At 63.2% G+C, this 22,146-nt stretch carries 25 protein-coding genes; 10 read left to right on the top strand and 15 right to left on the bottom strand.

The features are described 5' to 3' along the window. From GGQ68_RS16585 to GGQ68_RS16600, 4 genes are all read right to left on the bottom strand, one after another. Positions 1-860: flagellin N-terminal helical domain-containing protein (locus GGQ68_RS16585; protein WP_183967964.1), on the bottom strand; the 860-nt coding region annotated here is incomplete at its 3' end. Positions 861-976: 116 nt separating this feature from the next. Beyond that, positions 977-1,378, bottom strand: coding sequence for a hypothetical protein (locus GGQ68_RS16590; protein ID WP_183967966.1), 402 nt, complete (start codon positions 1,376-1,378; stop codon positions 977-979). A 14-nt stretch (positions 1,379-1,392) separates the two neighbouring features. Next, positions 1,393-1,704: a hypothetical protein gene (locus tag GGQ68_RS16595; protein ID WP_183967968.1), complete on the bottom strand. Its 312-nt coding sequence runs from the start codon at positions 1,702-1,704 to the stop codon at positions 1,393-1,395. A gap of 11 nt (positions 1,705-1,715) precedes the next feature. Further along, a complete protein-coding gene (locus tag GGQ68_RS16600) occupies positions 1,716-2,828 on the bottom strand; it encodes a flagellar basal body P-ring protein FlgI (RefSeq protein WP_183967970.1) in 1,113 nt (370 codons plus the stop codon). A 185-nt stretch (positions 2,829-3,013) separates the two neighbouring features. Between GGQ68_RS16600 and GGQ68_RS16605 the strand changes: the two genes are divergently transcribed. Then, on the top strand, positions 3,014-3,787 hold the full coding sequence (locus GGQ68_RS16605) for a winged helix-turn-helix domain-containing protein (RefSeq protein WP_343055967.1): 774 nt from the start codon (positions 3,014-3,016) through the stop codon (positions 3,785-3,787). Here GGQ68_RS16605 and GGQ68_RS16610 read toward each other — a convergent pair. From GGQ68_RS16610 to GGQ68_RS16625, 4 genes are all read right to left on the bottom strand, one after another. Further along, positions 3,755-4,816, bottom strand: coding sequence for a flagellin (locus GGQ68_RS16610; protein ID WP_183967974.1), 1,062 nt, complete (start codon positions 4,814-4,816; stop codon positions 3,755-3,757). The genes GGQ68_RS16605 and GGQ68_RS16610 overlap by 33 nt on opposite strands. Positions 4,817-4,830: 14 nt before the next feature. Then, the gene (gene flgK / locus GGQ68_RS16615) at positions 4,831-6,243 is read right to left on the bottom strand and encodes a flagellar hook-associated protein FlgK (RefSeq protein WP_183967976.1); all 1,413 of its coding nucleotides are present in this window, start codon (positions 6,241-6,243) and stop codon (positions 4,831-4,833) included. A 29-nt stretch (positions 6,244-6,272) separates the two neighbouring features. Beyond that, entirely contained in the window at positions 6,273-7,574 is a 1,302-nt protein-coding gene (locus tag GGQ68_RS16620; RefSeq protein ID WP_183967978.1) for a flagellar hook protein FlgE, read from the bottom strand. A gap of 139 nt (positions 7,575-7,713) precedes the next feature. After that, positions 7,714-9,558, bottom strand: a complete 1,845-nt coding sequence (locus GGQ68_RS16625; protein WP_183967980.1) for a hypothetical protein — start codon at positions 9,556-9,558, stop codon at positions 7,714-7,716. A gap of 101 nt (positions 9,559-9,659) precedes the next feature. Here GGQ68_RS16625 and GGQ68_RS16630 point away from each other — a divergent pair, with 101 nt between their 5' ends. The 5 genes from GGQ68_RS16630 to GGQ68_RS16650 all read left to right on the top strand — a co-directional run bounded on the left by GGQ68_RS16630 (position 9,660) and on the right by GGQ68_RS16650 (position 13,367). Next, complete coding sequence (locus GGQ68_RS16630) at positions 9,660-10,409, top strand: flagellar hook basal-body protein (protein ID WP_183967982.1); 750 nt, start codon at positions 9,660-9,662, stop codon at positions 10,407-10,409. A 13-nt stretch (positions 10,410-10,422) separates the two neighbouring features. Then, on the top strand, positions 10,423-11,208 hold the full coding sequence (gene flgG, locus GGQ68_RS16635) for a flagellar basal-body rod protein FlgG (RefSeq protein ID WP_183967984.1): 786 nt from the start codon (positions 10,423-10,425) through the stop codon (positions 11,206-11,208). A 4-nt stretch (positions 11,209-11,212) separates the two neighbouring features. Beyond that, positions 11,213-11,875 carry a flagellar basal body P-ring formation chaperone FlgA gene (flgA, locus tag GGQ68_RS16640; protein WP_183967986.1) on the top strand — a complete coding sequence of 221 codons (663 nt, stop codon included), beginning with the start codon at positions 11,213-11,215 and terminating at the stop codon, positions 11,873-11,875. After that, the gene (flgH, locus tag GGQ68_RS16645; RefSeq protein ID WP_183967988.1) at positions 11,872-12,633 is read left to right on the top strand and encodes a flagellar basal body L-ring protein FlgH; all 762 of its coding nucleotides are present in this window, start codon (positions 11,872-11,874) and stop codon (positions 12,631-12,633) included. Before flgA ends, flgH begins: the two co-directional genes overlap by 4 nt. Before the next feature lie 86 nt (positions 12,634-12,719). Continuing rightward, on the top strand, positions 12,720-13,367 hold the full coding sequence (locus GGQ68_RS16650; RefSeq protein WP_183967990.1) for a hypothetical protein: 648 nt from the start codon (positions 12,720-12,722) through the stop codon (positions 13,365-13,367). A 16-nt stretch (positions 13,368-13,383) separates the two neighbouring features. Here the strand turns inward: GGQ68_RS16650 and GGQ68_RS16655 are convergent, their stop codons facing one another. From GGQ68_RS16655 to GGQ68_RS24615, 6 genes are all read right to left on the bottom strand, one after another. Next, entirely contained in the window at positions 13,384-14,052 is a 669-nt protein-coding gene (locus tag GGQ68_RS16655; RefSeq protein WP_183967992.1) for a flagellar hook capping FlgD N-terminal domain-containing protein, read from the bottom strand. A 17-nt stretch (positions 14,053-14,069) separates the two neighbouring features. Further along, positions 14,070-15,260, bottom strand: coding sequence for a flagellar hook-length control protein FliK (locus tag GGQ68_RS16660; RefSeq protein ID WP_183967994.1), 1,191 nt, complete (start codon positions 15,258-15,260; stop codon positions 14,070-14,072). A 190-nt stretch (positions 15,261-15,450) separates the two neighbouring features. Beyond that, the gene (locus tag GGQ68_RS16665) at positions 15,451-16,218 is read right to left on the bottom strand and encodes a hypothetical protein (RefSeq protein WP_183967996.1); all 768 of its coding nucleotides are present in this window, start codon (positions 16,216-16,218) and stop codon (positions 15,451-15,453) included. Between the two features lie 329 nt (positions 16,219-16,547). Then, positions 16,548-17,537 carry a flagellar motor protein MotB gene (locus GGQ68_RS16670; protein WP_183967998.1) on the bottom strand — a complete coding sequence of 330 codons (990 nt, stop codon included), beginning with the start codon at positions 17,535-17,537 and terminating at the stop codon, positions 16,548-16,550. A 9-nt stretch (positions 17,538-17,546) separates the two neighbouring features. Continuing rightward, positions 17,547-17,975 carry a Ros/MucR family transcriptional regulator gene (locus GGQ68_RS16675; RefSeq protein WP_183968000.1) on the bottom strand — a complete coding sequence of 143 codons (429 nt, stop codon included), beginning with the start codon at positions 17,973-17,975 and terminating at the stop codon, positions 17,547-17,549. 120 nt (positions 17,976-18,095) lie between these two features. After that, entirely contained in the window at positions 18,096-18,371 is a 276-nt protein-coding gene (locus GGQ68_RS24615; protein ID WP_183968002.1) for a MucR family transcriptional regulator, read from the bottom strand. A gap of 166 nt (positions 18,372-18,537) precedes the next feature. Here GGQ68_RS24615 and GGQ68_RS16685 point away from each other — a divergent pair, with 166 nt between their 5' ends. Next, entirely contained in the window at positions 18,538-19,197 is a 660-nt protein-coding gene (locus tag GGQ68_RS16685; protein ID WP_183968004.1) for a winged helix-turn-helix domain-containing protein, read from the top strand. A 6-nt stretch (positions 19,198-19,203) separates the two neighbouring features. On the opposite strand, the gene GGQ68_RS16690 is transcribed toward GGQ68_RS16685, so the two are convergent. Beyond that, positions 19,204-20,259, bottom strand: a complete 1,056-nt coding sequence (locus GGQ68_RS16690) for a hypothetical protein (protein ID WP_183968006.1) — start codon at positions 20,257-20,259, stop codon at positions 19,204-19,206. A 134-nt stretch (positions 20,260-20,393) separates the two neighbouring features. Here GGQ68_RS16690 and motA point away from each other — a divergent pair, with 134 nt between their 5' ends. Genes motA through GGQ68_RS16705 form a run of 3 tightly spaced genes read left to right on the top strand, consistent with a single transcriptional unit; the run spans position 20,394 to position 21,920 of the window. Next, the gene (gene motA, locus GGQ68_RS16695; protein ID WP_183968008.1) at positions 20,394-21,260 is read left to right on the top strand and encodes a flagellar motor stator protein MotA; all 867 of its coding nucleotides are present in this window, start codon (positions 20,394-20,396) and stop codon (positions 21,258-21,260) included. After that, on the top strand, positions 21,257-21,505 hold the full coding sequence (locus tag GGQ68_RS16700; RefSeq protein WP_183968009.1) for a hypothetical protein: 249 nt from the start codon (positions 21,257-21,259) through the stop codon (positions 21,503-21,505). The genes motA and GGQ68_RS16700 overlap by 4 nt, the downstream gene beginning before the upstream one ends. Beyond that, on the top strand, positions 21,495-21,920 hold the full coding sequence (locus tag GGQ68_RS16705) for a flagellar export protein FliJ (protein ID WP_183968011.1): 426 nt from the start codon (positions 21,495-21,497) through the stop codon (positions 21,918-21,920). The genes GGQ68_RS16700 and GGQ68_RS16705 overlap by 11 nt, the downstream gene beginning before the upstream one ends. Positions 21,921-22,146: the final 226 nt, after the last annotated feature.

Consider the following 22,146-nt stretch of genomic DNA (forward strand, 5'->3'; position numbering starts at 1 on the left):
CCGACACCGGCATCGATGTTGTCGACCACGGAGGAGAGGAACTCCTGCTGGTTCTCGATCGACTTCTCCGACTGGCCCAGCTTGGTCGCGATGTCAGTGACCTGGCTTGCGAGACCTTCGGTCGTTGCCAGCGCGGTTGCCAAGAAGTTGTCGGTGGTGTCACCTGCTGCCGCGGTTGCGCCAAAGCCAGTGACATTGTCGCCACCGGTGGTCGTCCCGGCAACTTCCACGATGGCCTTGAACGACGCGACAAGCTCCGCCATGTCGTGGGTCCCCACCTCGATCGAAGTGGTCGCGTAGGTGCCGCCGGCGCGGCTGATGCCGGTCACGGTGTTGCGCGCAACGCCCACCGTGGCGTCAGCGTTTGTCACCGCAGTCCCGATGGTGCCATCGACCGACGCAATCGCGTTGACCGAGCCACCGGCGTCGTTGACGATGTTGTTGTAAGATCCCGCGCCCAGCATGTCGTCGCCGTTGAAGGTCGACTGGCTCAGCGTGGTTTCCATTTGCTTCACGAGCTCGGACAGGTCGTTTTCAACCTCGTCGTAGCCGCCGGTCGCGCCCTGCGCGAAGGCCACCTTGTCGAGGAATTCCTGTGCGAGGCCGTTGATGGTTTCTGCGCCAAGACGTGCGGTCGAGACCGAGTTCTTGGTCAGGGTGAGGCCTTCGTTGATCGACGCGTAGACCGAGCTGTCGCCCTTCATGGTCTCGGAGATCTGGAAATAGGCCGCGTTATCTTTGCCCGATTGTACCTGTAGACCGGTCGAGATGCGGCTCTGGGTGCCTTCGAGGTCCTTGTTGACCTGACGAAGGGTCGACAGCGCGTTCATGGCGCTGGCGTTGGTGTTGATGGAAGACACTTGGTTCTGCTCCGATTTCTATCGTTATCTTTCGTCTTTCTGACGAAAACGGACTTTGCCGTAGAACATGCGTAACACGCAAAATTGGAACAGTATAAGTTTTTGAACCGGTCGATTCAGATCGATTTGTCAAACCGTTGCGAGGGAGTCACAGATGCTTGTGCCGGGGCACCCTCTCGATCGTAGACACCGCGAAGGCTTTGACGATCCCGGATTCTTTCGATTTCCCGCGCCACGGCGCCTGTGGCCTCCGTCATGCGCTTCAACAATGCCAGGTCCGTCTGGATGAGATCGCGCAATTCATCGAGCTTGCGGTGCAGTTTCCGGCTTTGGGCATCGTCACCGCCGAAATATTTTTCGCCCGATCCAAATGCCGTCTCAATTTCGCCCAGAAGCTCTGCCTTTCGCGGGTACAGCTCGTCGATACGGGCCAATTCGCCTTGCCCGATGGCGGCGATCTCGTCGCGCAGGACGCGGGCCAGACGGTCGATGAGCTGTCCGGCTTCGGCATGTGTCATCGCTGGCATCTCCCTCACTCCATTTTCCGTGTCTGGCTGTACGCCGAAAGCGACCGCTCCAGGCTGGCGGACAGCCCGGCACCACCCTGTTCGACGATCTCGCGGCTGAAGGCTTCCGCCAGGAAAAAGCGCCAGGTGTCCTCCGCCTGCCCGCCCCCGAAATCACCGATATCCACCTGCTTGAGCATCTCGTCGACCATCTGGGTGAGAAACATGGTCTCGAATTCCTTCACCGCGCTGTGCGGGGCATCGGGCGCGGCGGCCCCCGGCTGAGCGACCTGCGCCCCCGTGACCTGAAGCGCCGCCATGTTGCTGCCGATGTCCATGCCGAGGCTCCTCAGATGATTTCCAGATCGGCGTGCAAGGCGCCGGCGGCCTTGATCGCCTGCAGGATCGAGATGGTCTGCGTCGCGCTCAGGCCGATGGCGTTGAGCGCATCCACCAGCCGCTGAAGGCTGACATCGGCGCCCTCGAGGATTGTAAAATGCGTTTCCTGCTCCTCGACCGCGACAGAGGTCCGGGGCACCACGACTGTTGTTCCGCCGATGGTGATCGGGTTCGGCTGGCTGACTTCCGGGTCCTCGCGCACCATCACCGTCAGGCCACCCTGGCTGACCGCCACCCTGTCGATGCGCACGTTGGCGCCGATCACGATGGTCCCGGTCTTGGCGTCGATCACGACCTTGGCGATGCTGTCGGGTTCCAGCCGCAGGTTCTCCACCTCCGAAAGCACGCCGGGCACGTCCCCCTTCCCGGCTCCGTGCAGCGCAAGCTCCACCGTCCCGGAATCCAGGACCTGCGAAGAGTTCCCCCCTAGACGGTTGTTGATCGCATCCGACATGCGCACTGCCGTGGTGAAGTCCGGGTTGCGCAGGGCGATACGCACGGAGTCCAGAGCGGAAAGCTGGAAATCCACCTCGTTCTCGACGGTTGCGCCGTTCTCGATCCGGGCAACGGTGGGCACGCCCTCGGTAATCGACGCGGCGACCCCGGTGGCCGAGAACCCCGCGACAGCGATCGGGCCCTGCGCCACCGCGTAGACTTCACCGTCGGCCCCGGTCAGGGGCGTCACGATCAGCGTGCCACCGCGCAGCGATGTCGCATCCCCGAGCGACGAGACCACGACGTCAACGGGCGATCCCAGTCGCGCAAAGGGCGGCAACATGGCAGTCACCATCACGGCGGCGGTGTTGGTCGTCTTGATGCGGTCGTCTGACAGGTTGCCGACCCCCAACCGTTCCAGCATTGCCTCGATGCTCTTCTCGGTGAACGGCGAGTTGCGCAGGCTGTCCCCCGTGCCGTTCAGCCCGACGACAAGCCCGTAGCCCACGAGCTGGTTCTCGCGCACACCTTCAAAGGTGGCGATGTCCTTGATCCGCACGTCCGCGACGGACGGCACGGCAAGGCAAAGAGCCCCGATGAAGGCGGCAATACTGGCTGCGATCCGCATGAAGCTTCCGCGTCGAAGGGTTTCCATTGCTCAAGATTAAACATGGATGCACCCTTTTCAGCAATGATTAAATCAAGGATAGAGAAACTATTCTTGTCTTATACTTGACCATCGGGCCGGACCGCATCATGATCGGCGCACTCAGTCATGGATAACAAGATCCAACGACCTATCGGGAGTGCGTGGTGCATATCTATCTTTACGAGCCGCGATCCAACGCCTTTCACGGCCTTCTGTCGAGGTTGGACGAGGCGGAGTGGGAACCCGTGTCGGTCGATGACGATCTCTTTGATCGCGACCTGGATCTGCTCGGCCGAGATGGTTACGCCGCGCGGCCCGTCGTGCTGGCCGAACACCCCAAGCTGGTGGAGCGCATCGCGCGACTGCGGCGCTCCGGCTGCCGCAATCCGATCCTTGTGCTGCGCATGGTCCGCAATCCGCAAGCTGCGATGCAAACACTTGATGCGGGCGCCGACGACGATATCGTCGGACCGCTGACAGGGCTTGAACTGCGCAGCCGGGTCAATGCGATCACCCGCCGGTTTCACGGACACGCTGCCAGCTGCCTGCACATCGGCGATCTTACCGCGTATTTCGACGGGCGCGATCCGGACGTGGCGGGCAAACCGATGAAGCTGTCGCAGCGCGAACTTGCGATCTTCCAACAGCTTGCGCTCTCCGCCCCCCGGGTGGTGTCGAAATCGGTGATCTACGACGCGGTCTACGGCATGGCTCAGGATCAGCCCTTCGACAAGGTGATCGATGTCTATATCTGCCGCATCCGCAAGAAGATCGAAAGCATGTCGCCCACCGGAGACCCGCATATCCGCACGATCCGCGGTCGTGGCTACAAGCTGACACCCAGGACGGCACCCGAACTGGACGCCGTGCGGACGGACCCTACGCGCCTGCCGAACACCTCCGGATCACCTCATGAAGTTCAGAAAGCTCAACTGTGACAGCCGCGCCGTCACGGCGTAGCTCGCCTGAAGCTGAGTTTCGAGTGCGGTGATCTCGGTCGCCGCCTCGTAGCTGTCCACTTCCACCAGCTCGGCCACGCGCCCCTTGTAAAGGTTCGCGCGATCTTCCATCCCCGTATTGGCCTCGTCGATCCGCGCCGATGCCGTGTCGAGCTGGACCTGGCTGTCCAGCAACCCTTCGAGGCCGCTGCTCAACCGTGCCGCTGCCGTGTCGACCCAGATTGCGTATGCCTCTGCATCACCGATCTCCGATGCGTCGGTCGTGGCCAGCATCACCAGTCCCTGCAAGGCCTGCCGGAACGCGTCATCGTTCGCCTGAACCCCGTAGTTGACCGTGATCCCGTCGCCGATCCCCGCAGACATGGGGTCCGCCGACGTGGCACCGGTAAAGAACAGCGCATCGAAAGTCTCATCCGGGTTCGCGGCGGTATTGGAAAAGATCGCGTCGAGCTCCGCGATACGCGCGGTGGCGTCGGATACGGACCCCAGCCCGCCCGCCATCACGCCGTCGATCACCACACGGGGCGACAGCCCGGTCTCCGCCCGGGGCGTGTCGTAATCCTGCAACGCGCGGGCTCCGTCCGAGGGGCCCGCGAAAAGCGGGGTGCCACCGTAATTCGCGTTGGCCATGGACATCAGCGCATCAAGCGACGCCCGGGCCGAGGTCTGGAGACCGCTGGCCGTACCACCGTTGAACCCGCTGTTGGTCACCGCCAGTTGCAGGGTGGACTGCACGGCCTCGCCCATGGAGCCGAGCGCGCTGCTCATGGTGTCGAGCCGCCCGCCAAGCAGCTTGTTCGCCGCGATCTGCGCCGTATCACGAGACAGGGCAGCATCGAGGCTCAGCGCTTCGGCCGCCGTCGGTCCGAGCGATTTGTAGATGTCGCTCTTTATGCCGGTGGCCAACTCCTGTTCGGCGCGCGACAACTGCGCCTGCATCTCCGCATTGGCATTTCGACGCAACAGGTTGCTGTACAGCGTCGACGGGGCGCGGGTGAAACCGATCATGCTGGGCTCCCGGGTCACACGGCTGCCAGCAGGGTGTCGATCATCTCGGAGACGGTCGAAAGGGCCTGCGCGTTGGCGCCATAGGATTGCTGGATCATGGCGAGCTGCTGAAGCTCGTCATCGACATTGACGCCCATGAAGGACATGCGCGACGTCTGCGTGGCGATGGCACCGGCGGCCAGGCGTTCGGCGGAGGTCTCGGCCGAGGCGCGGGTGCTGTTCTGGCTGGCAATCAGCGATGACATGAAGCGCGACAGCGGCACGTCGCTGCCCAGACCGTGCGCCTCGTCGAACGTCAGGCTGCCATTGAGCGCATCGGCAAAATCCATGACCTGGCCGTTGGCTCCGGCCGCGCCCGGCACCACCGCACCGACGCCGTCACGGATCCGCCAGAGTGCGCCCCCGACCTCGGGCACCACGGCCTCGTTCACCGCGATCCGGCGGGCCAGCCCCGGCGCGACCGGATCCGTCAGCGCGGCTCCTGCGTCCGTGAAAAGACCCGCCTCACCGGGCAGAAGACTGGCATCCGCCGCCTCCATTCCGGAGATCAGCGCGCGGGCGGTTTCGTCCAGCTGCGCCTGCATCTCCGGCAGAACCGTCGTGTAAAGCGCCACCTTGCCGGAAATGGAGCCTTCGGAAATGCCCCGCTTGCCGGAAACGCCCGGTGTGATGTCGACGCTCCCGGCCCACAGCGTTCCGCTTTCGGCGTCAAATCGCAACGTCTCCGGCCTGCCGCCGGTCAGCAACGCGGTGCCACCCGAGGTAAAGACCTCCATCCGGCCGTGACCATCCGTGCGTGTCGTGACGTCCATGTATTCCGCAAGCGCGTCAAGCTCGGCGCCAAGCGCGTCGTGAACCGAAAGCGGCGCCTCGCCATTCCCGTCGGAGGACGCCAGCCGCTCGCTGAGCGCCGCGATCCGCCCAAGCCGGTCGTTCACCGCCGCAACATCGGCGACGACACCCTCTTCAGCGCGCCCCATCGCGGCATCGAGGGCGCCCCCCGCACGATTGAGCGCCTGCGCCAGTTCCTGCGCATCGGCGACCGTGGCCCGCTGCAGCCCGGTGTCTGCTGGCGAGACAGACAAAAGGCCAAGCGCGTTCTGGAAATCTGTCAGCCGCGTCAGCATGGTATCGGTGCTTTCGGTGTCACCGAGCAGCGCGGTATACCCTGCCAGCCCCGTGGCGATGGCATCCTGCGTTGCGGTCCGGCTGACCTCGGTGCGATAGAGGCCGTCCAGCGCACTGTCGACGGCGCGGGTGATCTCGCTGACTTGGGCCGCGCCCTGCGCGTTGGTGGTAATCTGCGTTTCGCGCCGGGCGTAGCTGGCGTTGTTCGCGTTCGCGATATTCGTCGATACGGTATCGGCCCAGCGGGAACTGGTGCTCATGCCGCTGCGCGCCGCGTTGAGAGCGGAAATCAGGCTCATGGTGTGTTCCTATCCGTCGGCGGCGCCGATCAACGCTTCAGGTTCACCGTCTCGTTCAGCATCTCGTCCGCCGTGGTGATGATCTTGGCATTCGAGGAATAGGCGCGCTGGCGCTGGATCAGGTCGGTCAGCTCTTCGGCGATATCGACGTTGGCAGACTCCACGCCCCCCGAGCTCAACGATCCGGTTTCGCCGGTTCCGGCCTGTCCGAGATAGAAGCCGCCGGAATCGTTTGACATATGGAAGGTCGAGTTGTTGCTGGTCTCCAGCCCGTTGGGGTTTGCAAAAGTGGCCAAGGGGATCGAGTACAGCGCCTTGCGCGTGCCATTGTCGAAAACGCCCCAGACGTCCCCGAATTCGTCGAACTCCACGCGGGTCAGGGTGCCGCTTTCGCTGCCGTTCGGCTTCACGGTCATCGGCGTGTAGTCACCGGCAAACTGCGTCAGGCCGTCGAAGCTGCCCGGCGCACCCAGCGACATGGTGACGACCTGCGGCGTGTCCGCATTGTTGATGGTCAGCGTCATCTCACCGGTCGCAGGGTCAAAGGCAAACCCGCCGGGCGCGGTCGCGGTCACCGTGACATCGTCGAAGGACGCAGGGGAGCCGGCATCCGGGCCACTGTCATTGAAGGTCATCGTGACGCTGCCGTATTCCGTCGTCCCGTCCGAAATCGTCACCACCCACGCGTCATCGTTTCCGGTGGGCTGGAAGGACAGGGTCAGACGCTCGGCCTCGCCCAGGTCGTTATAGTATTCCGCCGAGGTCACGAAGGCTTCGCCCGGCGTATCGAGACCGGTTTCCTGTGACGGCAGATTGCCAGACAGCGATGCCGACGTCGTCGCCGTGCCGCTGATCGCCTGATTGGCGATATTCACCGGCTCGAGGTCGCCAAAGCTGGCACGGTCCACAGCCCCGAGGGTGCCATCGCCTCCGTAGGGAAAGCCCATCAGATAAAGCCCGGCGGCGTTCACCAGATTGCCGTTGTCGTCAGGTTCGAAGCTGCCCACGCGGGTGAACATGTTCCCGGCGGTATAGGAGGCGTCGATATTCGAGTTCACCACGAAGAAGCCGCTGCCGGTGATCGCCATGTTGGATCCCACGGCGGTGTCCATGAAGCTGCCTTCGGCGGTGTTGGAATGGGTCACCGCGGTCGCAACGCCCGTGGCGAAGCTGCCCGAAGCCGAGGTCGAGCCGGAGGTAATCATCTGCGAAAAGCTGCGGCGATACCCCACCGTATCGGCGTTCGCGATGTTGTAGGAGATGTTTTCGACCGCCTTGGAGTTGGCAAGCAGGCCGCTGACCCCGGATGCCATCGCGTTGGAAATACTCATATCCGCCTCGTCTTTTTCTGTCGGTGATGACCCACCGTTCGTTAACCAATTAACAGAACTCGGTTACACCACGGTTAAAGATTTGTTTACTTGGCAATTTTTGCGGGAATCTTGCCTGCTCAGACCCCTGCGCGGCGCATCAATTGAGCTGTTCTCGCCCCGGCAAGGTTTCGAGCACCTCGCCCGCACTCTCGATCCGGGCGCGTGCCGTGTCCTGCCGCAGCGGCAAAAGCTCGGGCGCGGCATGGGTCAGGCTCCGAGAAATGTCGGCCCAGGCGGGCAACTCCGTCAACGCGGGAAAGGTTCGCGCGATTTCTGCGGTGCGGACCATGTCCCCGCTGCGGTGGGCTGCAAGAAGATAGCGGATGCTGTCCGGCAGGGGCATATCCCCACCCAGCCGGTCGTGCAGCCGGCCATAGGCCGTCATCGCCTCCGGCCACTCCGCTGCGTCGAACCGGGCCTGCGCACGCAGCCTCAGCACCTGATCCGGGGCGTCCTCGGCAGTGCCGGTCAAAAGTTCGCTGCTGCGCCCCGTTTCCTGCAGGAGACGCACGGAAACGCGCTCGAGACGGCGGCGCAAGTCGGGATCGTCCAGGTCCAACGGTTGCGCCAGCAAGGCGCCGAGCGTTTCCCACTGCCCGCCCGCCGCCAGCGCCTCCGCCTCCTTGACCTTCAACCGCTGCAGCGCACCCTCGGGAATATCGACAATCCCGAGGTCCTGCCCAGCGACGAGGTAATCATGGATGGTCGCGTATTCCCGCGCGGCGATGGTCGTGCCGCCCGCAGCCAGAAACGTATCCGCCAGCAAAGTCGCGGCCTCCGAGAAATTCAGCGTGAACCGAAACAGCGGCGCGATGCGCTCATGCGCGGCCATGTAGCGCGTCAGGGACATGTCGCGGGCAGCCCCTCGTTGATACAGGGCATCAATCAGGGTCCGGGCTTTCTGCTGCGCGTCGCTGGCCTGCGTCGTGCCGGGATGGCGCACCATGAGCTGGCCGTAGGTCTCGATCGCGCCGACCTGATCCTCCGCAATCATCTGCAGCGAGGCCAGCGCGTGCAGCGTTTCTGCCGCCTCCGGACCACCGCGCCACATCTGCGCCTCCTGCGACAGCAATCGTACCGCCTCATCCGGCCCAAGAACGTCCTCGCCCAGTCCAAGATCGACCAAGGCCCGCCGCGCGCGATGCGCCCAGAGGTCGTCGCCCGACTGCGCCCGCACGAAACTGTCAAACGCGGCCAGCGGGGCCTCCCCCGCGCTTGCAACTTCTCCCAGCAGGAAATGGTAGGCCGGGCTGTCCCGGAGCGAAGGATACGCATCGAAGGCCGCGGCGATATCCCTGGCCAAGCGCCACCGTTCTGACCGAATTGCGCATTCGAGCAGACCCGGCAGCACCCTTTCCTGCACGGAGGACGAGAACCGCGCGAGGCGACCGACAGCTGCATCCAGCAAAACGGCAGCCTCGGAACAACGCCCCTCTCCGATGTGATGCAACGCCAGAAACAAGGGCTGGTCGGCCCAGTCGCGATGCACCGGGTCCAGAAGCGCCTTGGCCCGTCCTGTCAGGGGGCGCTCACGCAGGTCTATCAGGCCGAGCGCAAGCTCGAAGGCGGCTGCCCGCAGCCGATGCGCCAGCGGCAGCTCCGCACCGTCGACAGAGGCGAGCAACGACAGACCTTCGGGCGCCATGCCATGCGCAAAGTGGAATTCAGCGAGATCCGTGAGCGCCCGGGCGCGCGCCGTCGCATCCTCTTCTGCACCTTGCAGCCGGCGCATCAGCTCGCGGCGTTCCTCCAGGAAGGGACGCGTTTCGCGGCGGCTCAGGTACAAGGGCGCCGGGTCGATGACCCGCATGGAGCCGAGCGCCGGCGCTTCGAACGTCGTGACCGACGCGCCTGCGTCCCGCTCCGCCAGCACCGGAACAGCGCAGAGGATAAACCCGGCCGTCGCCAAGGCTTGTCCGAGGAAAGCGCAAGGATAGGTCACTTCTTTGCTCGCCTCTTCCTGATAATACTTGCTTTATCCTAGCAAAGCCCGCATTCTTCGCAAGAAAAGAATGTACAGATAAGCTTAGATTGGAGGTTCACATGGATAATTCGACATATGTCGCGCTGTCCAAGCTCTCCGCGCTTGAGCGACAGCTTGATGTGACCTCCAACAACATCGCCAATGCCAGCTCCAGCGGCTTCAAGGCAGAGCGGGTCCTGTTTGAAAGCTACCTGGAGAAGAGCAATGCCGCAGTGGACGGCGAAGGCACGCACTACGTGCTCGACCGAGGCTCCTACGTGGATGACACCCCCGGTGTTGTCGTGCAGACCGGCAATCCGCTCGATCTTGCGCTGACAGGCCAAGGCTGGTTCGCCTACGAGATGCCCGATGGTCGCACCGGGTACGGTCGCGACGGTCAGCTTGTGCTGAACGCGCAGGGCCAGGTCACGACGGCGAACGGCGCACAGATCCTCGACCTTGGAGGTGCGGCGCTCAACATCCCTCCGCAGTTTGCGAACGCTCTGGCGATTTCCGATGACGGTGTGATCTCGTCGCCCGACGGCGGCGTAATGGGCCAGGTCGGCATTTTCGAGCTTCCCGACCGCCAGACGCTCAGCCGCGCCGGAGGCGGCATGTTCGTCCCGCAGGCCGAGGACGCAGGACTGGTGCCGGACGACACCGGGTCCACTGTCATCCAGGGCGCCGTGGAAAGCAGCAACGTCCAGCCGGTGACCGAGGTCACGCGACTGATCCAGATCCAGCAGGCCTACCAGCATTCGCTGAACCTGATGGCCTCCGACGACGAACTGAAAAAGGAAATGCTGAGCCGCATCGGACGGAACAGCTAAGCGAGGGACGCAGATGAAGGCACTGGGCATCGCCGCAACCGGCATGATGGCGCAACAGACGAATGTTGACGTGATCTCGAACAACATCGCCAACGCGAACACCACCGGGTTCAAGAGCGCGCGCGCCTCTTTCACCGACCTGATCTACGAGAACCAGTCGCGCGAAGGCGCGGTCACCGCCGAAGAGGGCACCACGCGCCCGGTCGGGCTGGACATCGGTCTGGGCGTGCGGTCGGTGGGCACCCTGCGCCTGAACACGCAAGGCGGGCTGACGCAGACGGAAAACCAGCTCGATCTTGCCATCGACGGGCGCGGCTATTTCGCCGTCAACATGCCGGACGGAAACCAGGCCTATACACGCGACGGCTCCTTCCGGCTCTCTGCCGAGGGGCAGATCGTCAACCACCAGGGGTTCGAGATCGACCCCGGCGTCGTGCTGCCGGACAACACCACCGCCGTCGAAATCAGCGAAACCGGCATCGTCAGCGCCTACGTCGATGGCGATCCGATCCCGGTGGAAGTCGGCCAGCTCACCCTCACCACCTTTGTCAACGACGCCGGGATGCGCCCGCTGGGCAACAACCTGTTGGAGGCGACCGTGGCCTCCGGCGATGCGATCCCCGCCCTGCCCGGAGACGAAGGCGTCGGCATTCTGCGCCAGGGCTATCTGGAGGCATCCAACGTGGACATCATCCGCCAGATCACCGACCTGATCCAGGCGCAGCGGGCCTACGAGATGAACTCCAAGGCCATCTCCACCGCCGACCAGATGATGTCCGCCGCAAACCAGATCAAGTAACCCCATGTTTCGCCGTCTGATCTCCCTGCTCTGCGCCATCCTCATGGCGGGTTCGCCTGCCCTGGCCGAAAGCACGTCCGTCCTGATCGAGGAACAGGTGCGGCAGCGCTGGGGCGACGAGCTGCCCGTGGAGGCCACCATTCACGTGCGCTTCAGCGCCGGGTCCGTGAAGGAAGCGGAACTGATTTCCGCCTTCTGGATCGACCCGGACAGCGGCAGCTTCCTTGCCAACGCGGTGACCGACACCGGCGTGACCCACCGCCTGCAGGGGCTGGCGCTGGCCAAACTCAGCCTGCCGGTGCCCACGCGCCGCCTGATGCCCGGCGAAATCATCGGCGAGGCCGATTTCAGGATCACCGAGCTTCCGGTCGCCCGCGTCGGAGCCTTTACCCTGACAGACCCGGCATCGCTCGAAGGCAAGCAGGTGCGTCGCATGTTGGCGCAGGGCCGTCCGGTGATGCGCCAGTCGGTGATGGAACCGCTGGTGATCGGGCGCGGCGACAAGGTGAACATTCTCTATGACGACGGCAGGCTGGTGGTGACCGCGCCCGGCCGGGCGCTCTCTGATGCCCATCGCGGCCAGGATGTGCGCATCGTCAATCTCGTAAGCAACAATTCCCTGACCGCCGTGGCCCGCGCGGATGGTCTTGTAGAGGTGATCCGATGACGTCTCCCCGCGCCCTCCTGCTGACCGGAACCGCGCTGATCCTTCTCGCAGGCTGCAGCACGGCCGCCTTCGACCGCGAACCCGAACTCAGCCCCGTGGGCATCGACCCGGGCGACCTGGCCGCCGCGCGCAACATCAACGTGCCGATGCCACCGCCGGAGATCGCGACCGCCCCCTACCGTGCGGAACGCGCCTCGCTGTGGGAACGGGGTTCCTCCGGCTTCTTCGGCGATCAACGCGCCACCAAGGTCGGCGACATCCTGACGATCATCATCGACATCGACGACCAGGCCAGTCTGAACAACGAATCCGACCGCAACCGCACCGGGCGCAGCACGCTCGCCTTCCCGAATTTCTTTGGCTACGGCACCCAGATCGACAAGGTTCTGCCCGGCGTCGGCCCCGAAGACCTGCCGGAGGGCAACCTTGTCGACATCACCTCCTCCACAGGGGCATCCGGGGATGGCTCGATTGCCCGCAACGAGGCGATCTCCCTGCGGATGGCGGCGCTGGTCGTGCAATCCCTGCCAAACGGGAACCTCATCGTGCTCGGCCGGCAGGAGGTCAAGGTCAACGAGGAATTGCGCGAGCTGAGGGTATCGGGCATCATCCGCCCGCAGGACATCGGCCGCGACAACTCCATTCCCTACGACAAGATGGCAGAGGCGCGCATCGGCTACGGCGGCCGTGGCGCGATCAGCCGCCAGCAGGCGCGCGGCTACGGCGAGGACGTGATGGACATCATCCTACCGTACTAAGCCAAACTTTAACCATATTTGAATACAACTATTGCCTGAATTGGAATTCATAACCTTACTCGAACAGGAACATTCGGGAATCGGTCATGAAGAAAGCCCATATCGCCTTTGCAGCCCTGCCGGTCCTTTGCGGGGCCGCGGGCTTCGCAGGCGGGCAGTTCATGCTGTCCGGCAGCGCCGCTGACCACGCCACCCCGGCGCTGACCTCTGCGGCTGAAGAAACCTTTGAACATGGCCGGCGTAACGCGGCCGAGCAGGTGCTGGATTCCCTTGCCGAAACGGCAATGACCGCCCCAAGTGACGAGGATGGAAGCCACCGCCTCGACACACCCGGCCATGCCGAAAAAGCCGCGCATCGCCGGGCGGAGGACCACACCGCCAGCCTGTTGCGCAAGGACCCACTGGGCGATGGCAGCGTCGTGCGGCTCGGCCGTGTCAGCGTTCCCGTCTATCACCCCGACAGCGTGACCTATGTTGTCTCGGAAGTCGGCGTCGCGATGCGCGACACGGCAACCGCGCAGGCCTTCAACGTGGCGGAGAACGCCTCGCGCCTGCGGGACGTGATCCTCGCCTCAATGCATGACGCGGCGGGCACATCGACCATGCAGGGCCCCGATATCGACACCGAGAAATTGACACGCGCCCTGGTGTCCGACCTTCAGGCCGATTTCGGGGACGGCGTCACCGACGTAATGTTCCTGTCGATGGTCAAAGCGAACGTGCCGCGCAGCTGAAACCTGCGGCGCGCGCTTACCACACCTCTTCGATCAATCCGGCGCTGGTGGTCTCCCCATTCGCCAGGTGCAACGTGGCAAGACCGTTCTCATAGGTCATGCTGCGCACCGTCGATGCGGCATAGGTCTGACCTGGCACCACGTTACCCGCCGCATCCTCGGCACGGATTTCAAGGGAATAGCGGCCCGACGGGAGTGGCAGGCCCTCGTAATCCAATCCATCCCACGACAGCGAGTGAAGCGTGCCCGCGCTGCGGTCCAGGTCGTCGTAGCGGCGCAGCAGGGTGCCGTCCGCCGACTTGATGGAGACGGACACCGAGGCCGCGTCCGCCGCCAGCCTGTAGCCCGCGATCGCCTGACCGTCCTGTAACGCCACCTCGTCGCTTGGCGCGACCACGTTTTTCCCGATCAGGTTCAGGCCGCCGATGGCCGACATGCTCGACAACTGGCCAGAGATCCCTTCGAGGTTGTCATTGACCGCAACGGACTGTTCGACCTGGCTCAACTGTGCAAGCTGGGAGATGAACGTGGTGCTGTCCATCGGCTCCAGCGGGTCCTGGTTCTGGATCTGCGCGGTCAGCAGCGTGATGAAGCTTTCGTAATCCTCGCTGAGCTGGCTCATGGAGCTGGAAGCGGTGGTACGAGCACCGGTCACGGAACCGGGGCCGAAGGGATCAATCGCCACGGCGGTCTCCTCTCGATTCAAACTTGGATGTCGACGCCGCCGAACCCCGGCAACGTGACAGTGATATGGTCCGGGTCGACGTCCGCCCCGGTATCCGTGGCGGCAAACAGCCCGGCAGGCGTGGCGTGACGGCCCCCCTGCCCCTGCGTATCGCCCTGCCCCGACTGACGGGCGCCAAAATCGGAGAAACTCAGGCCTCGATCATCGACCTGATGACCGGCGTCGCGCAGCATGGCCAGCAGACCGTCACGGTCTGCCCGCAGCGCCGTCAGCACCGATGCCTGCTCCGCGCGCACCGTCACCCGAAGCTGACCGCCATCATCGGCGGCAAGGTCAATCTCCAGCGACCCCATGCCGTCCGGGTTCAGCTCCACCCGGATGCGGCCGGTCTCACTCACGCTGGCGCGGACCTGGTTGAGGATCTGATCGGAACTCGGGGCAGGCATCTGGACGGGGCGCGCGGCTTCCGTCGGCATGACAGGGACCGGTTCTGGCGCCACGCTCACGGGTGGCAGGATGTTGGCGGGCGATTGCACCGACGGTTGAGCCGCCTGCTGACCCTCCGCGCCCGAGGGCGTCTGGCCAATGGACGTCACCGGCGTCAGCACCCTGTCGGGAAATGTGCCACGTGTTTCCGGCGATGGCCGATACTGCGCAGCATCGGCCCCCTGCCGCTCAGAAGTGTCCGGCAAGTGCTGCGCGGGAACCGGGCGCGCGCGCCCTGTCTCAACCTGCGCGAGCAGATGACCCGACAGGGCGCGAACACCGGGCGTGCTGATCTCTTCAGGAGCAGGCTGGGGCGCCGCGACATCGAAGATACGGCTCAGCACCGGCACGGCCTCTGCAAATGATCGCCAAGACACATCCTCCGGCTGCGGGGCGCCCGCCAGATCCACCTCGACCGCCAGGGACAGCAGCTCGACGGCCCCCGGCATAGCCCGAAGTGCCTGCACAAGATCCTCCAGCTTGGGTGTCAGGGCCGCTTCGATCTCCATATCCGTCATGTCGGGGTCGGCCAGCGCCACCTCGATCTCTTCGAGCAGCGACAGGAGATCCGGGGCCGCCTCTTCGATGGGACCGCTCTCTTCGCTGCGGAGAAAGGACAGGAACGAAGCAAACGCCGCCTCCGCCCCTTTGGCGGCCGGGGCGACCTCACCGATCCGCGCCGAAGCGGGCTGCGCGCCAAAGATCGAAAGGAGGTTCACCATTTGAGGCCGCTTTCCTGACAAGCCGCGGTCGACTTGGACCCGGCGGCGCGACGTCGCGCTTGATCCAAGCAGACGATGGCGCGCAATCCTTGCGCAGTCTCATCGTAAGCAGGCCTGACACACGCGAAATCACCTGTTCTCTCAAGAACAAGTAAACACAAATCGCGCCGCCTCGGAAGGCTATTATGATTTACTGAAGGTTAAAGCGCGCGGCCAGGCCGCTGTGAACTGGCGCGGGCTCCCGCTCCGGCGCGCCAAGGACGGCCCGCATCACCGCCTCCATCCGGCTGGTCCATTCCGGCAACTGGAGCGGCTGGTCGGAGACCCCCAAAAGGTCCGCGCTGATGATCCGGGGGTCGGGCGCGGTGAAACCGGGATCGAGCCGCGCAAGATAGTGCGTCAGGGAGGGCTGCCAGAGAAAATCCTCACGCGCGAACAGCGTCGGATCCATGATCTGTGCTCCGCTCGAACCAGCCCAATGTCGTTGCAGGCATCCCGCCAGCCCGAGGTTGAAGGCCCCCGGATCAACCGGGCACCCCCGCGCGGCCAGCCCGGCCACACGCCGCACCGCCGCATGCGCCAGAAGGTACAGCGCATCGGTTTCGCGTTCCATCGGGACGCAGGCGAGATTGATCATCAGTTGAAAGGTTTCGCCAACGGCCCCACCAAGAAGCAGAGACATGTCGGTCTCCCACTCGGGAAGGAACAGCACCATCGTGCCGTATGGCAGATCAAGCGGGAGTTCCTCCACCAGCACGTCACCCAGCGGCAAGGCAGGGGCAAGTTCGAGCTCGTCTGACATGGCGAGCGGATGGGGACACGCCTTCCCGGCCAGAAGAGCAGCCGTCCGCACCGGCAGGATCTGGCCAAAAAGCGCCTCGAAATTGCGATGACCACCATCTGACGGGAGGGCCACGCCGTCGCGCCAGATCAGGCCAAGTATCTCTCCGCTGCGCATTTGTGGCCGCCTCCCTTGTTTAGTGTCTGCTTGGGACCACAGTATTTAGTGGTAGGGAGCCGGTGAAGCCGCCAAGTGTTAAGAAAAGGTTAACATCTGAGCGGGCTCGAAACTTACGGGCCAAACTGCCCGAAGCTAGAGTTTATGCGCAAGCATTTGGTTTCAATACATGAATCCAGACCGCCTCGGAAGCTCAGACACCAGAACACGCCTCCACAACCTCGGAGTCTTCTTAACATACTTTCAAAAAGGTGTGGATATAATGGTGGAGCAAACTGGGTATATACTACATGTGGTGGCACTGCACCACTTCGCGACATCTACTGGAATCAGTCTTGAACTTGCACAGGTTCTGCGTCTTGCGGGTATTGCACCGTCACGCTGATCCGGCGGTTCTCCGGAGCGTCCGGCGCCGCAGCATCCAGCGGCTTCGTATCCGCCAGACCCGAGATCCGCGTGATACGGTCCGCCCTGACCCCACTGGCTATGAGCACACGGCGAGTCGCGTTGGCACGATCGGCGGAAAGCTCCCAGTTCGAATATGTCTCCGACCGCGTGAACGGCATCGAATCGGTATGCCCTGAGATTGCAATATCGTTCGGCAATTCAACCACGGCTTCCGCAATGATGCGGATCAGGTCGCGCGTGCGCGCCTCGATCCGCGCGCTGCCCGTTGCGAACATCGATTCGCCCCGATTATCGACGATCTGGATCTCCAGACCGTCCTCGGTCCGGTCGAACCGCAAGTTGTCCGAGAACCGCTCCAGCTCGGGGCTCGTCACGACCTCCTGCATGATCTGCTGTTCGAGGCGCGCCTGGTCTTCTGCCCACTTCTGCGCGGCCCGCTCAACCGCCGCCGCGACACGTGCCGCCTCCAGCGGATCGCTGCCCTCTTTGATCGTGGCGCTTTCCTGACGTCCTTCGGGCCGCGTGTCGTATTCGACCTGGATATTGGGATGCGTGTCACGCAAACGACTGTCGAACACTGCCAGGGGATTTTCCTGCCCGAAGCTCGGCAGCCGCTCCGGACTGGCCGGGCCATCATTCCCGCTCATCACGCCATCTTCGGCCAGGACCGTGCCATCCAGCAAACCATCTCCGCGCCCACCGCTTTGCGACAGGCTGGGCGTAAAGTAATCAGCCAGGCCCCGCAGCTTTTCCTCGTCGGATGCGGCAAGAATCCACAAGAGCAGGAAGAAGGCCATCATCGCCGTCATGAAGTCGGCATAGGCCACCTTCCAGGCGCCGCCATGATGCCCTTCGCCGCCCTCTTCCTCGATCCGCTTTATGATGATGGTCTGTTCGTTGCTTCCCGCCATGGGTCAGCTTCACTCCTGAGGGACAGGCAAGGATCGCGTGTATCGGCCCAGCCCCGCTTCCTTGGCATGCGCCGCCTTTTTCTGCGAATAGCTGGGCGCGACCAGCGGGAAATCCTCGGGCAGGCCGAAAGCCGCGCGGTACTCCGCCTCGGTCATGCCGTGTTCCGCCCCCAGGTGACGCTTGAGCATCTTGAAGCCGCGTCCGCAGCAGAGGCAGAACACCTTGTCTTCGGTATAGGCACGGTCGAGCGGTACGGCCGGGCGCAATGCAGCACTGCTGGACGCCGGCGCAACCGCCTCGACGAGCCCCTGCTTGGCCAGTTCGCCGGACAAGCGGTGATATAGCGCAACGATGTCATCCGGGCTGACGTCCGACCGGGTCGCATAGGCCGCAACGATACGACCGACGGTGTCCTGCTTGTGATCCTCTGCACTCATGCTGATCTTACCCCTGGCTGCCATAATATCCTTGAGCGAAATACTCTGGATTCAAAGTGTACAATGAAAAAACCATTGAAAAGTTCCCTTATACTTAATCTTTTGGGCAGATTTTCAAGCCTATCCTTGCCTTTTCATGGATCTGGCGGCTTTCCGCTGATCAGCGTAGGCGCGCGACACCATCGGATAGTCTTCGGGCAGGTTCCATTTGGCGCGGTATTCCTCGGCGGTCATGCCGAGCGTCTCACGGAGGTGCCTTCTCAACAGGGGTCTCCGTTGACCTGTCTCCAGGCAGCGCAGGCTGGCGCACGTATCATCGGGTGAAACCGCGCGTTCCCCGGTCGCGGGGTGTTGCCCCAAAACACGGTTCAGAACTTGGCGCAGGTTTATCCTCATGTCCCGGCTCTCTTCTTGTTGTTAAATGGCATTCGCAATGACATCTCGGTCACGGCACAAATTAAGGAATACGCAGGTAAGGTTAATCCTTGATGAAAACTTACCGAAATATTGACAATTCTTGAAGATGAGCGAGCAAAAGCACAACCCAAAAACGAAAGTCTTTTTGAGATCACCCTTTGCGGTGGCGCTGGATCGGGACACGCGCTGTCGAAGCCGCTGGGCAGACCTGCTTAGGGACAGTGGTTTGCGTCGCGTCCTGCGGCGCGCCCGACCTGCGGAAATGGAGGATCTGATCGAGGCGTCCGTGCCGTTGACGGCAATGATCGTCGGTCTCTCCGCGCATGGTGCGCGGGATCAAGCGATGTTGTCGCTGATCGCGTCCGTTCGGCGTCAGATCCCGGATGCCGTGATCGTCGCAGTCGACCATGGCAACCGCCCTCGCGGCGTCAGCGAAGCCTTCGTTGCGGGCGCCGATGATGCCGTGAGAGCGGAAAACGATCCGTCGGAGCTGAAGGCCCGCCTGGCGGCGCGGCTGCACCGCGCGGTGCAGGTGGGGCAGCGGGCCGCCTGGCTGGCGCAGGTCGGGCTGACGCCTCTCGAAGAACGCATTTTCACGGTCCTCAGCACGGGGGGAGACAGCGTTGTCAGCCGGGCCACCATCGCCCAGGCCTTGGGCGAAGATGACTGGACCTACGGGGATCGTCGGCTGGATGTGCATATTGCCCGGATAAGGCAGAAGCTTCAGGTTGCTTTCGGCGATGAGCTGCGCCTGCGTACGATCCGGGCCCAAGGCTACGTGATGGAGGGCAAGCCCCTGCTCTGAAAAGGCTCAGGCTCCGGCCTCCACCGACGCCGGCAGCGGGTTCAGCAGCACTGGCAGCCCGTCCGCTTCCAGCGCCTCGATCATGGTTCCCACGGTCAGGCTCGCGACGGCCAAAAGCGCCACGGCAATGCTGACCGGCGTGAGAAAACGCCGGCGCTTGCGTCGGGGCGATGTGTCCTCATTGCCCCCGGACGCGTCCCCCTGTTCTGCAAGCGCACTTCCCGGTGCAACAAAGACGCCCTGGGCTGTAACGGTGATCTCTGCCGAACGGGCGAGCTTGAACCGTTCGCGCAGCCCCGCCGGAAAACGATCCTCGGGAATGTCGATCACCAGCGGCTCCCCAGGAAGCCAACCGTCGACGGCCCCGCGGGGAAGAACGAACCGCGAAAAATCATCGCGAAACCCGACCTCCTGCACGAGGCGCGTGCTTGTCTTGATGTCCACCATGTCCGCGGCGAGGGCAAGCCGGACACCACGATCGCCCAGGCGCAGCTCTCCGTCCGCGAACCAGCACTCGCTCTGAACGGCATCCTGCGACGGCAGGTACCCCTCCGGCATGTCGGGCTTCTTCGGCTTGAGCGTCCGCTTCGGCGTAACTTTGGACCGGACCTCCGACAGATGAAGCCTCGGCCGCCACGTAAAGGGTTCGATCAGGCGCGGGCCCAGTTCAGCCTGTCGCGCGCGGGCCGCTTCGGCCTGCTGGCGTTCACGCGCCTTCCGCGCCTTCTCAAAGCGATAGTTCATGAGGTAGTCGGCAGCCATTTCCGCAAGATCCGCTTCGCCCTCGACCAATGCCAGAAGCTTCTGCTCGTCAGAGAACATCACCCGCCGCGTCGGATAACCGTCCATTGCCGGCACCACCGCGAACTCTCCGGCACCACGCCCCAGCAAGGCCCCGGCTTTTTTCAAAACACCCTGCCCCTCTTCGGCATGGTGCAGCAACATCTCGCAGGTGCCTGATTCATCCAGACAGAGCACAAGTCCGATGTCCTCGGGCCACTCCTCGAACACACAGCCAAGAGCAGATGCATCGAAAAAGTATGCCAGTTGTTCGGCGATCATGGTCACTTGCCTCGGCTATCCTTACATATTTCAATTTATCCTTGTTTATACTTGAAAGAAAGTCAAATTTACTTAAGAAATAATGGCAATTGCCGTTCCGGCGGCTTCGCTTCACAGAGCAGAGACCACACCCTATGACGATGATTCTGGGACTTGCCCTCGTTTTTGGCCTCGTGTTCGGGGGCTTCATATTGTCGGGCGGCAAGATGGACATCGTGCTGCATGCCCTGCCCTTCGAAGGCATGATGATCGGGGGCGCTGCGCTCGGCGCCTTTGTCATCGCCAACAGCGTCGACGTCATCAAGAAATCGGCCGCCGGTATCGTGAAGGTGCTGAAAGGTCCGCGCTGGAAAGCCGAGGACTACAGCGACCTGCTGAAACTGATGTACGAACTGACCCGCATCTACAAGGCAAAGGGCATCCTTGCGCTGGATGGCCATATCGAGTCGCCTTCAGACAGCGACATCTTCAGCCGCTACCCCCGGATTGCCGCGGATCATTTTGCCATCGACCTCATCCGCGACAGCTTCCGTATGCTGTCGATGCAATTCGACGACAAGTACGCCACCGAAGATGTCATCAATCGCAAGATCAAGAAGCACCACCATGAATCGTTGGCATCGGTTCATGCGATCCAGCAGGTCGCCGACGGGCTACCGGCAATCGGGATCGTGGCCGCCGTGCTTGGCGTGATCAAGACGATGTCCTCCATCGACCAACCGCCCGAGATTCTGGGTGGCATGATCGGCGGCGCTTTGGTCGGGACGTTCCTGGGCGTCTTCCTTGCCTACTGCATGGTGCAGCCCATCTCCGGCCGCCTGAAGCAGATCGAGGAGGAGGACGGCACATTCTACCTCATTATTCGTGACATCTTTGTTGCGATGGTCGCCGATCACCCGCCAAGCATTTGTGTGGAAATTGGTCGCGGAAGCATCCCGACACGCATGCAGCCCGACTTCTACGAGGTCGAAGCCGCGCAAAAAGAGCTTCCTGCGGCATGATCCGCCGCACGGCCCTGCCCTTGCTTATCCTTGGCGCGACAAGCCTCCATGCCGCCGATCCGGCACCGGAGCCGGAGGAAACAAGTTTCACCTCGGCGGCCGTGGGCGGCACGTTCAGCAATCTGCCCCCGTCGGAATATGGCTTCCCCCAGGAGGTGCTGGGACGGATGCGCGAGGCGCTTGGCGGCACAGCAGCCCCGACCGCCCTGCCCCAGCCAGTCGAAACGCCCGAAGATGAACACTGACCGGCAACGGCGTTTGCGGGCGCTCGAAGTCATGGAACGCCTCAAGCGCATGGACACCGAACGCGAAGCGCAAAGCACCGCGTCACTGCGCGACAGCATGGTCCAGCTGGAGGCCGAGAAGACAGCCCTCCTTGCGCGGCTGTCCGGAGAATCCCGGATTGAGGGACTGGAAGGGGCGCCATACCTGGGTCGGTTCATTCGGTCGATGCGGGCCGAACTCGACCGGATCAGCCACGAAATCGCCAGGCTGCAACCCGAGGTCGCCCAGGCAGAGGACAGGCTTCGCGCCGCTCTGTCGGAGCAGAAGACCTATGAGACCCTCCGCCAGCGGCGCCAAAGCGAAGGCAGAAAGGCCGCGCGAAAGCGTGAAGCCCATGACATGGATCTGCTGACGGTCATGCGTTGGGAACCTTGACACCCGGCTGACAGCTTCCCTGCCGGAACGGACAGCGCGCGCGATATCTGGCCCTCATGGGTGGCCCTTGATCGGCTCAGTTTCGGATACACCTTCATCCAGAACGTCCTGGACAGCCTCGATTGCATGTTGCACCCCCGCCGATCCACCAAAACGAAGCCCACTTCGGATAGGATCCATCACGCACCTTTGCGGGCCACACCCGGCGGACCGACCTGTCGGTGGG

It is taken from the genome of Sagittula marina (assembly GCF_014196795.1).
Lineage (GTDB): Bacteria > Pseudomonadota > Alphaproteobacteria > Rhodobacterales > Rhodobacteraceae > Sagittula > Sagittula marina.

Excerpts from the sequence above, each read along its gene's own strand:
- GGQ68_RS16590 (WP_183967966.1), bottom strand. The coding sequence starts at position 1,378 with ATGACACATGCCGAAGCCGGACAGCTCATCGACCGTCTGGCCCGCGTC.
- GGQ68_RS16595 (WP_183967968.1), bottom strand. The coding sequence starts at position 1,704 with ATGGACATCGGCAGCAACATGGCGGCGCTTCAGGTCACGGGGGCGCAG.
- GGQ68_RS16600 (WP_183967970.1), bottom strand. The coding sequence starts at position 2,828 with ATGCGGATCGCAGCCAGTATTGCCGCCTTCATCGGGGCTCTTTGCCTT.
- GGQ68_RS16610 (WP_183967974.1), bottom strand. The coding sequence starts at position 4,816 with ATGATCGGTTTCACCCGCGCCCCGTCGACGCTGTACAGCAACCTGTTG.
- flgK (WP_183967976.1), bottom strand. The coding sequence starts at position 6,243 with ATGAGCCTGATTTCCGCTCTCAACGCGGCGCGCAGCGGCATGAGCACC.
- GGQ68_RS16620 (WP_183967978.1), bottom strand. The coding sequence starts at position 7,574 with ATGAGTATTTCCAACGCGATGGCATCCGGGGTCAGCGGCCTGCTTGCC.
- GGQ68_RS16630 (WP_183967982.1), top strand. The coding sequence starts at position 9,660 with ATGGATAATTCGACATATGTCGCGCTGTCCAAGCTCTCCGCGCTTGAG.
- flgG (WP_183967984.1), top strand. The coding sequence starts at position 10,423 with ATGAAGGCACTGGGCATCGCCGCAACCGGCATGATGGCGCAACAGACG.
- flgA (WP_183967986.1), top strand. The coding sequence starts at position 11,213 with ATGTTTCGCCGTCTGATCTCCCTGCTCTGCGCCATCCTCATGGCGGGT.
- flgH (WP_183967988.1), top strand. The coding sequence starts at position 11,872 with ATGACGTCTCCCCGCGCCCTCCTGCTGACCGGAACCGCGCTGATCCTT.
- GGQ68_RS16650 (WP_183967990.1), top strand. The coding sequence starts at position 12,720 with ATGAAGAAAGCCCATATCGCCTTTGCAGCCCTGCCGGTCCTTTGCGGG.
- GGQ68_RS16660 (WP_183967994.1), bottom strand. The coding sequence starts at position 15,260 with ATGGTGAACCTCCTTTCGATCTTTGGCGCGCAGCCCGCTTCGGCGCGG.
- GGQ68_RS16665 (WP_183967996.1), bottom strand. The coding sequence starts at position 16,218 with ATGCGCAGCGGAGAGATACTTGGCCTGATCTGGCGCGACGGCGTGGCC.
- GGQ68_RS16670 (WP_183967998.1), bottom strand. The coding sequence starts at position 17,537 with ATGGCGGGAAGCAACGAACAGACCATCATCATAAAGCGGATCGAGGAA.
- GGQ68_RS16675 (WP_183968000.1), bottom strand. The coding sequence starts at position 17,975 with ATGAGTGCAGAGGATCACAAGCAGGACACCGTCGGTCGTATCGTTGCG.
- GGQ68_RS24615 (WP_183968002.1), bottom strand. The coding sequence starts at position 18,371 with ATGAGGATAAACCTGCGCCAAGTTCTGAACCGTGTTTTGGGGCAACAC.
- GGQ68_RS16690 (WP_183968006.1), bottom strand. The coding sequence starts at position 20,259 with ATGATCGCCGAACAACTGGCATACTTTTTCGATGCATCTGCTCTTGGC.
- motA (WP_183968008.1), top strand. The coding sequence starts at position 20,394 with ATGACGATGATTCTGGGACTTGCCCTCGTTTTTGGCCTCGTGTTCGGG.
- GGQ68_RS16700 (WP_183968009.1), top strand. The coding sequence starts at position 21,257 with ATGATCCGCCGCACGGCCCTGCCCTTGCTTATCCTTGGCGCGACAAGC.
- GGQ68_RS16705 (WP_183968011.1), top strand. The coding sequence starts at position 21,495 with ATGAACACTGACCGGCAACGGCGTTTGCGGGCGCTCGAAGTCATGGAA.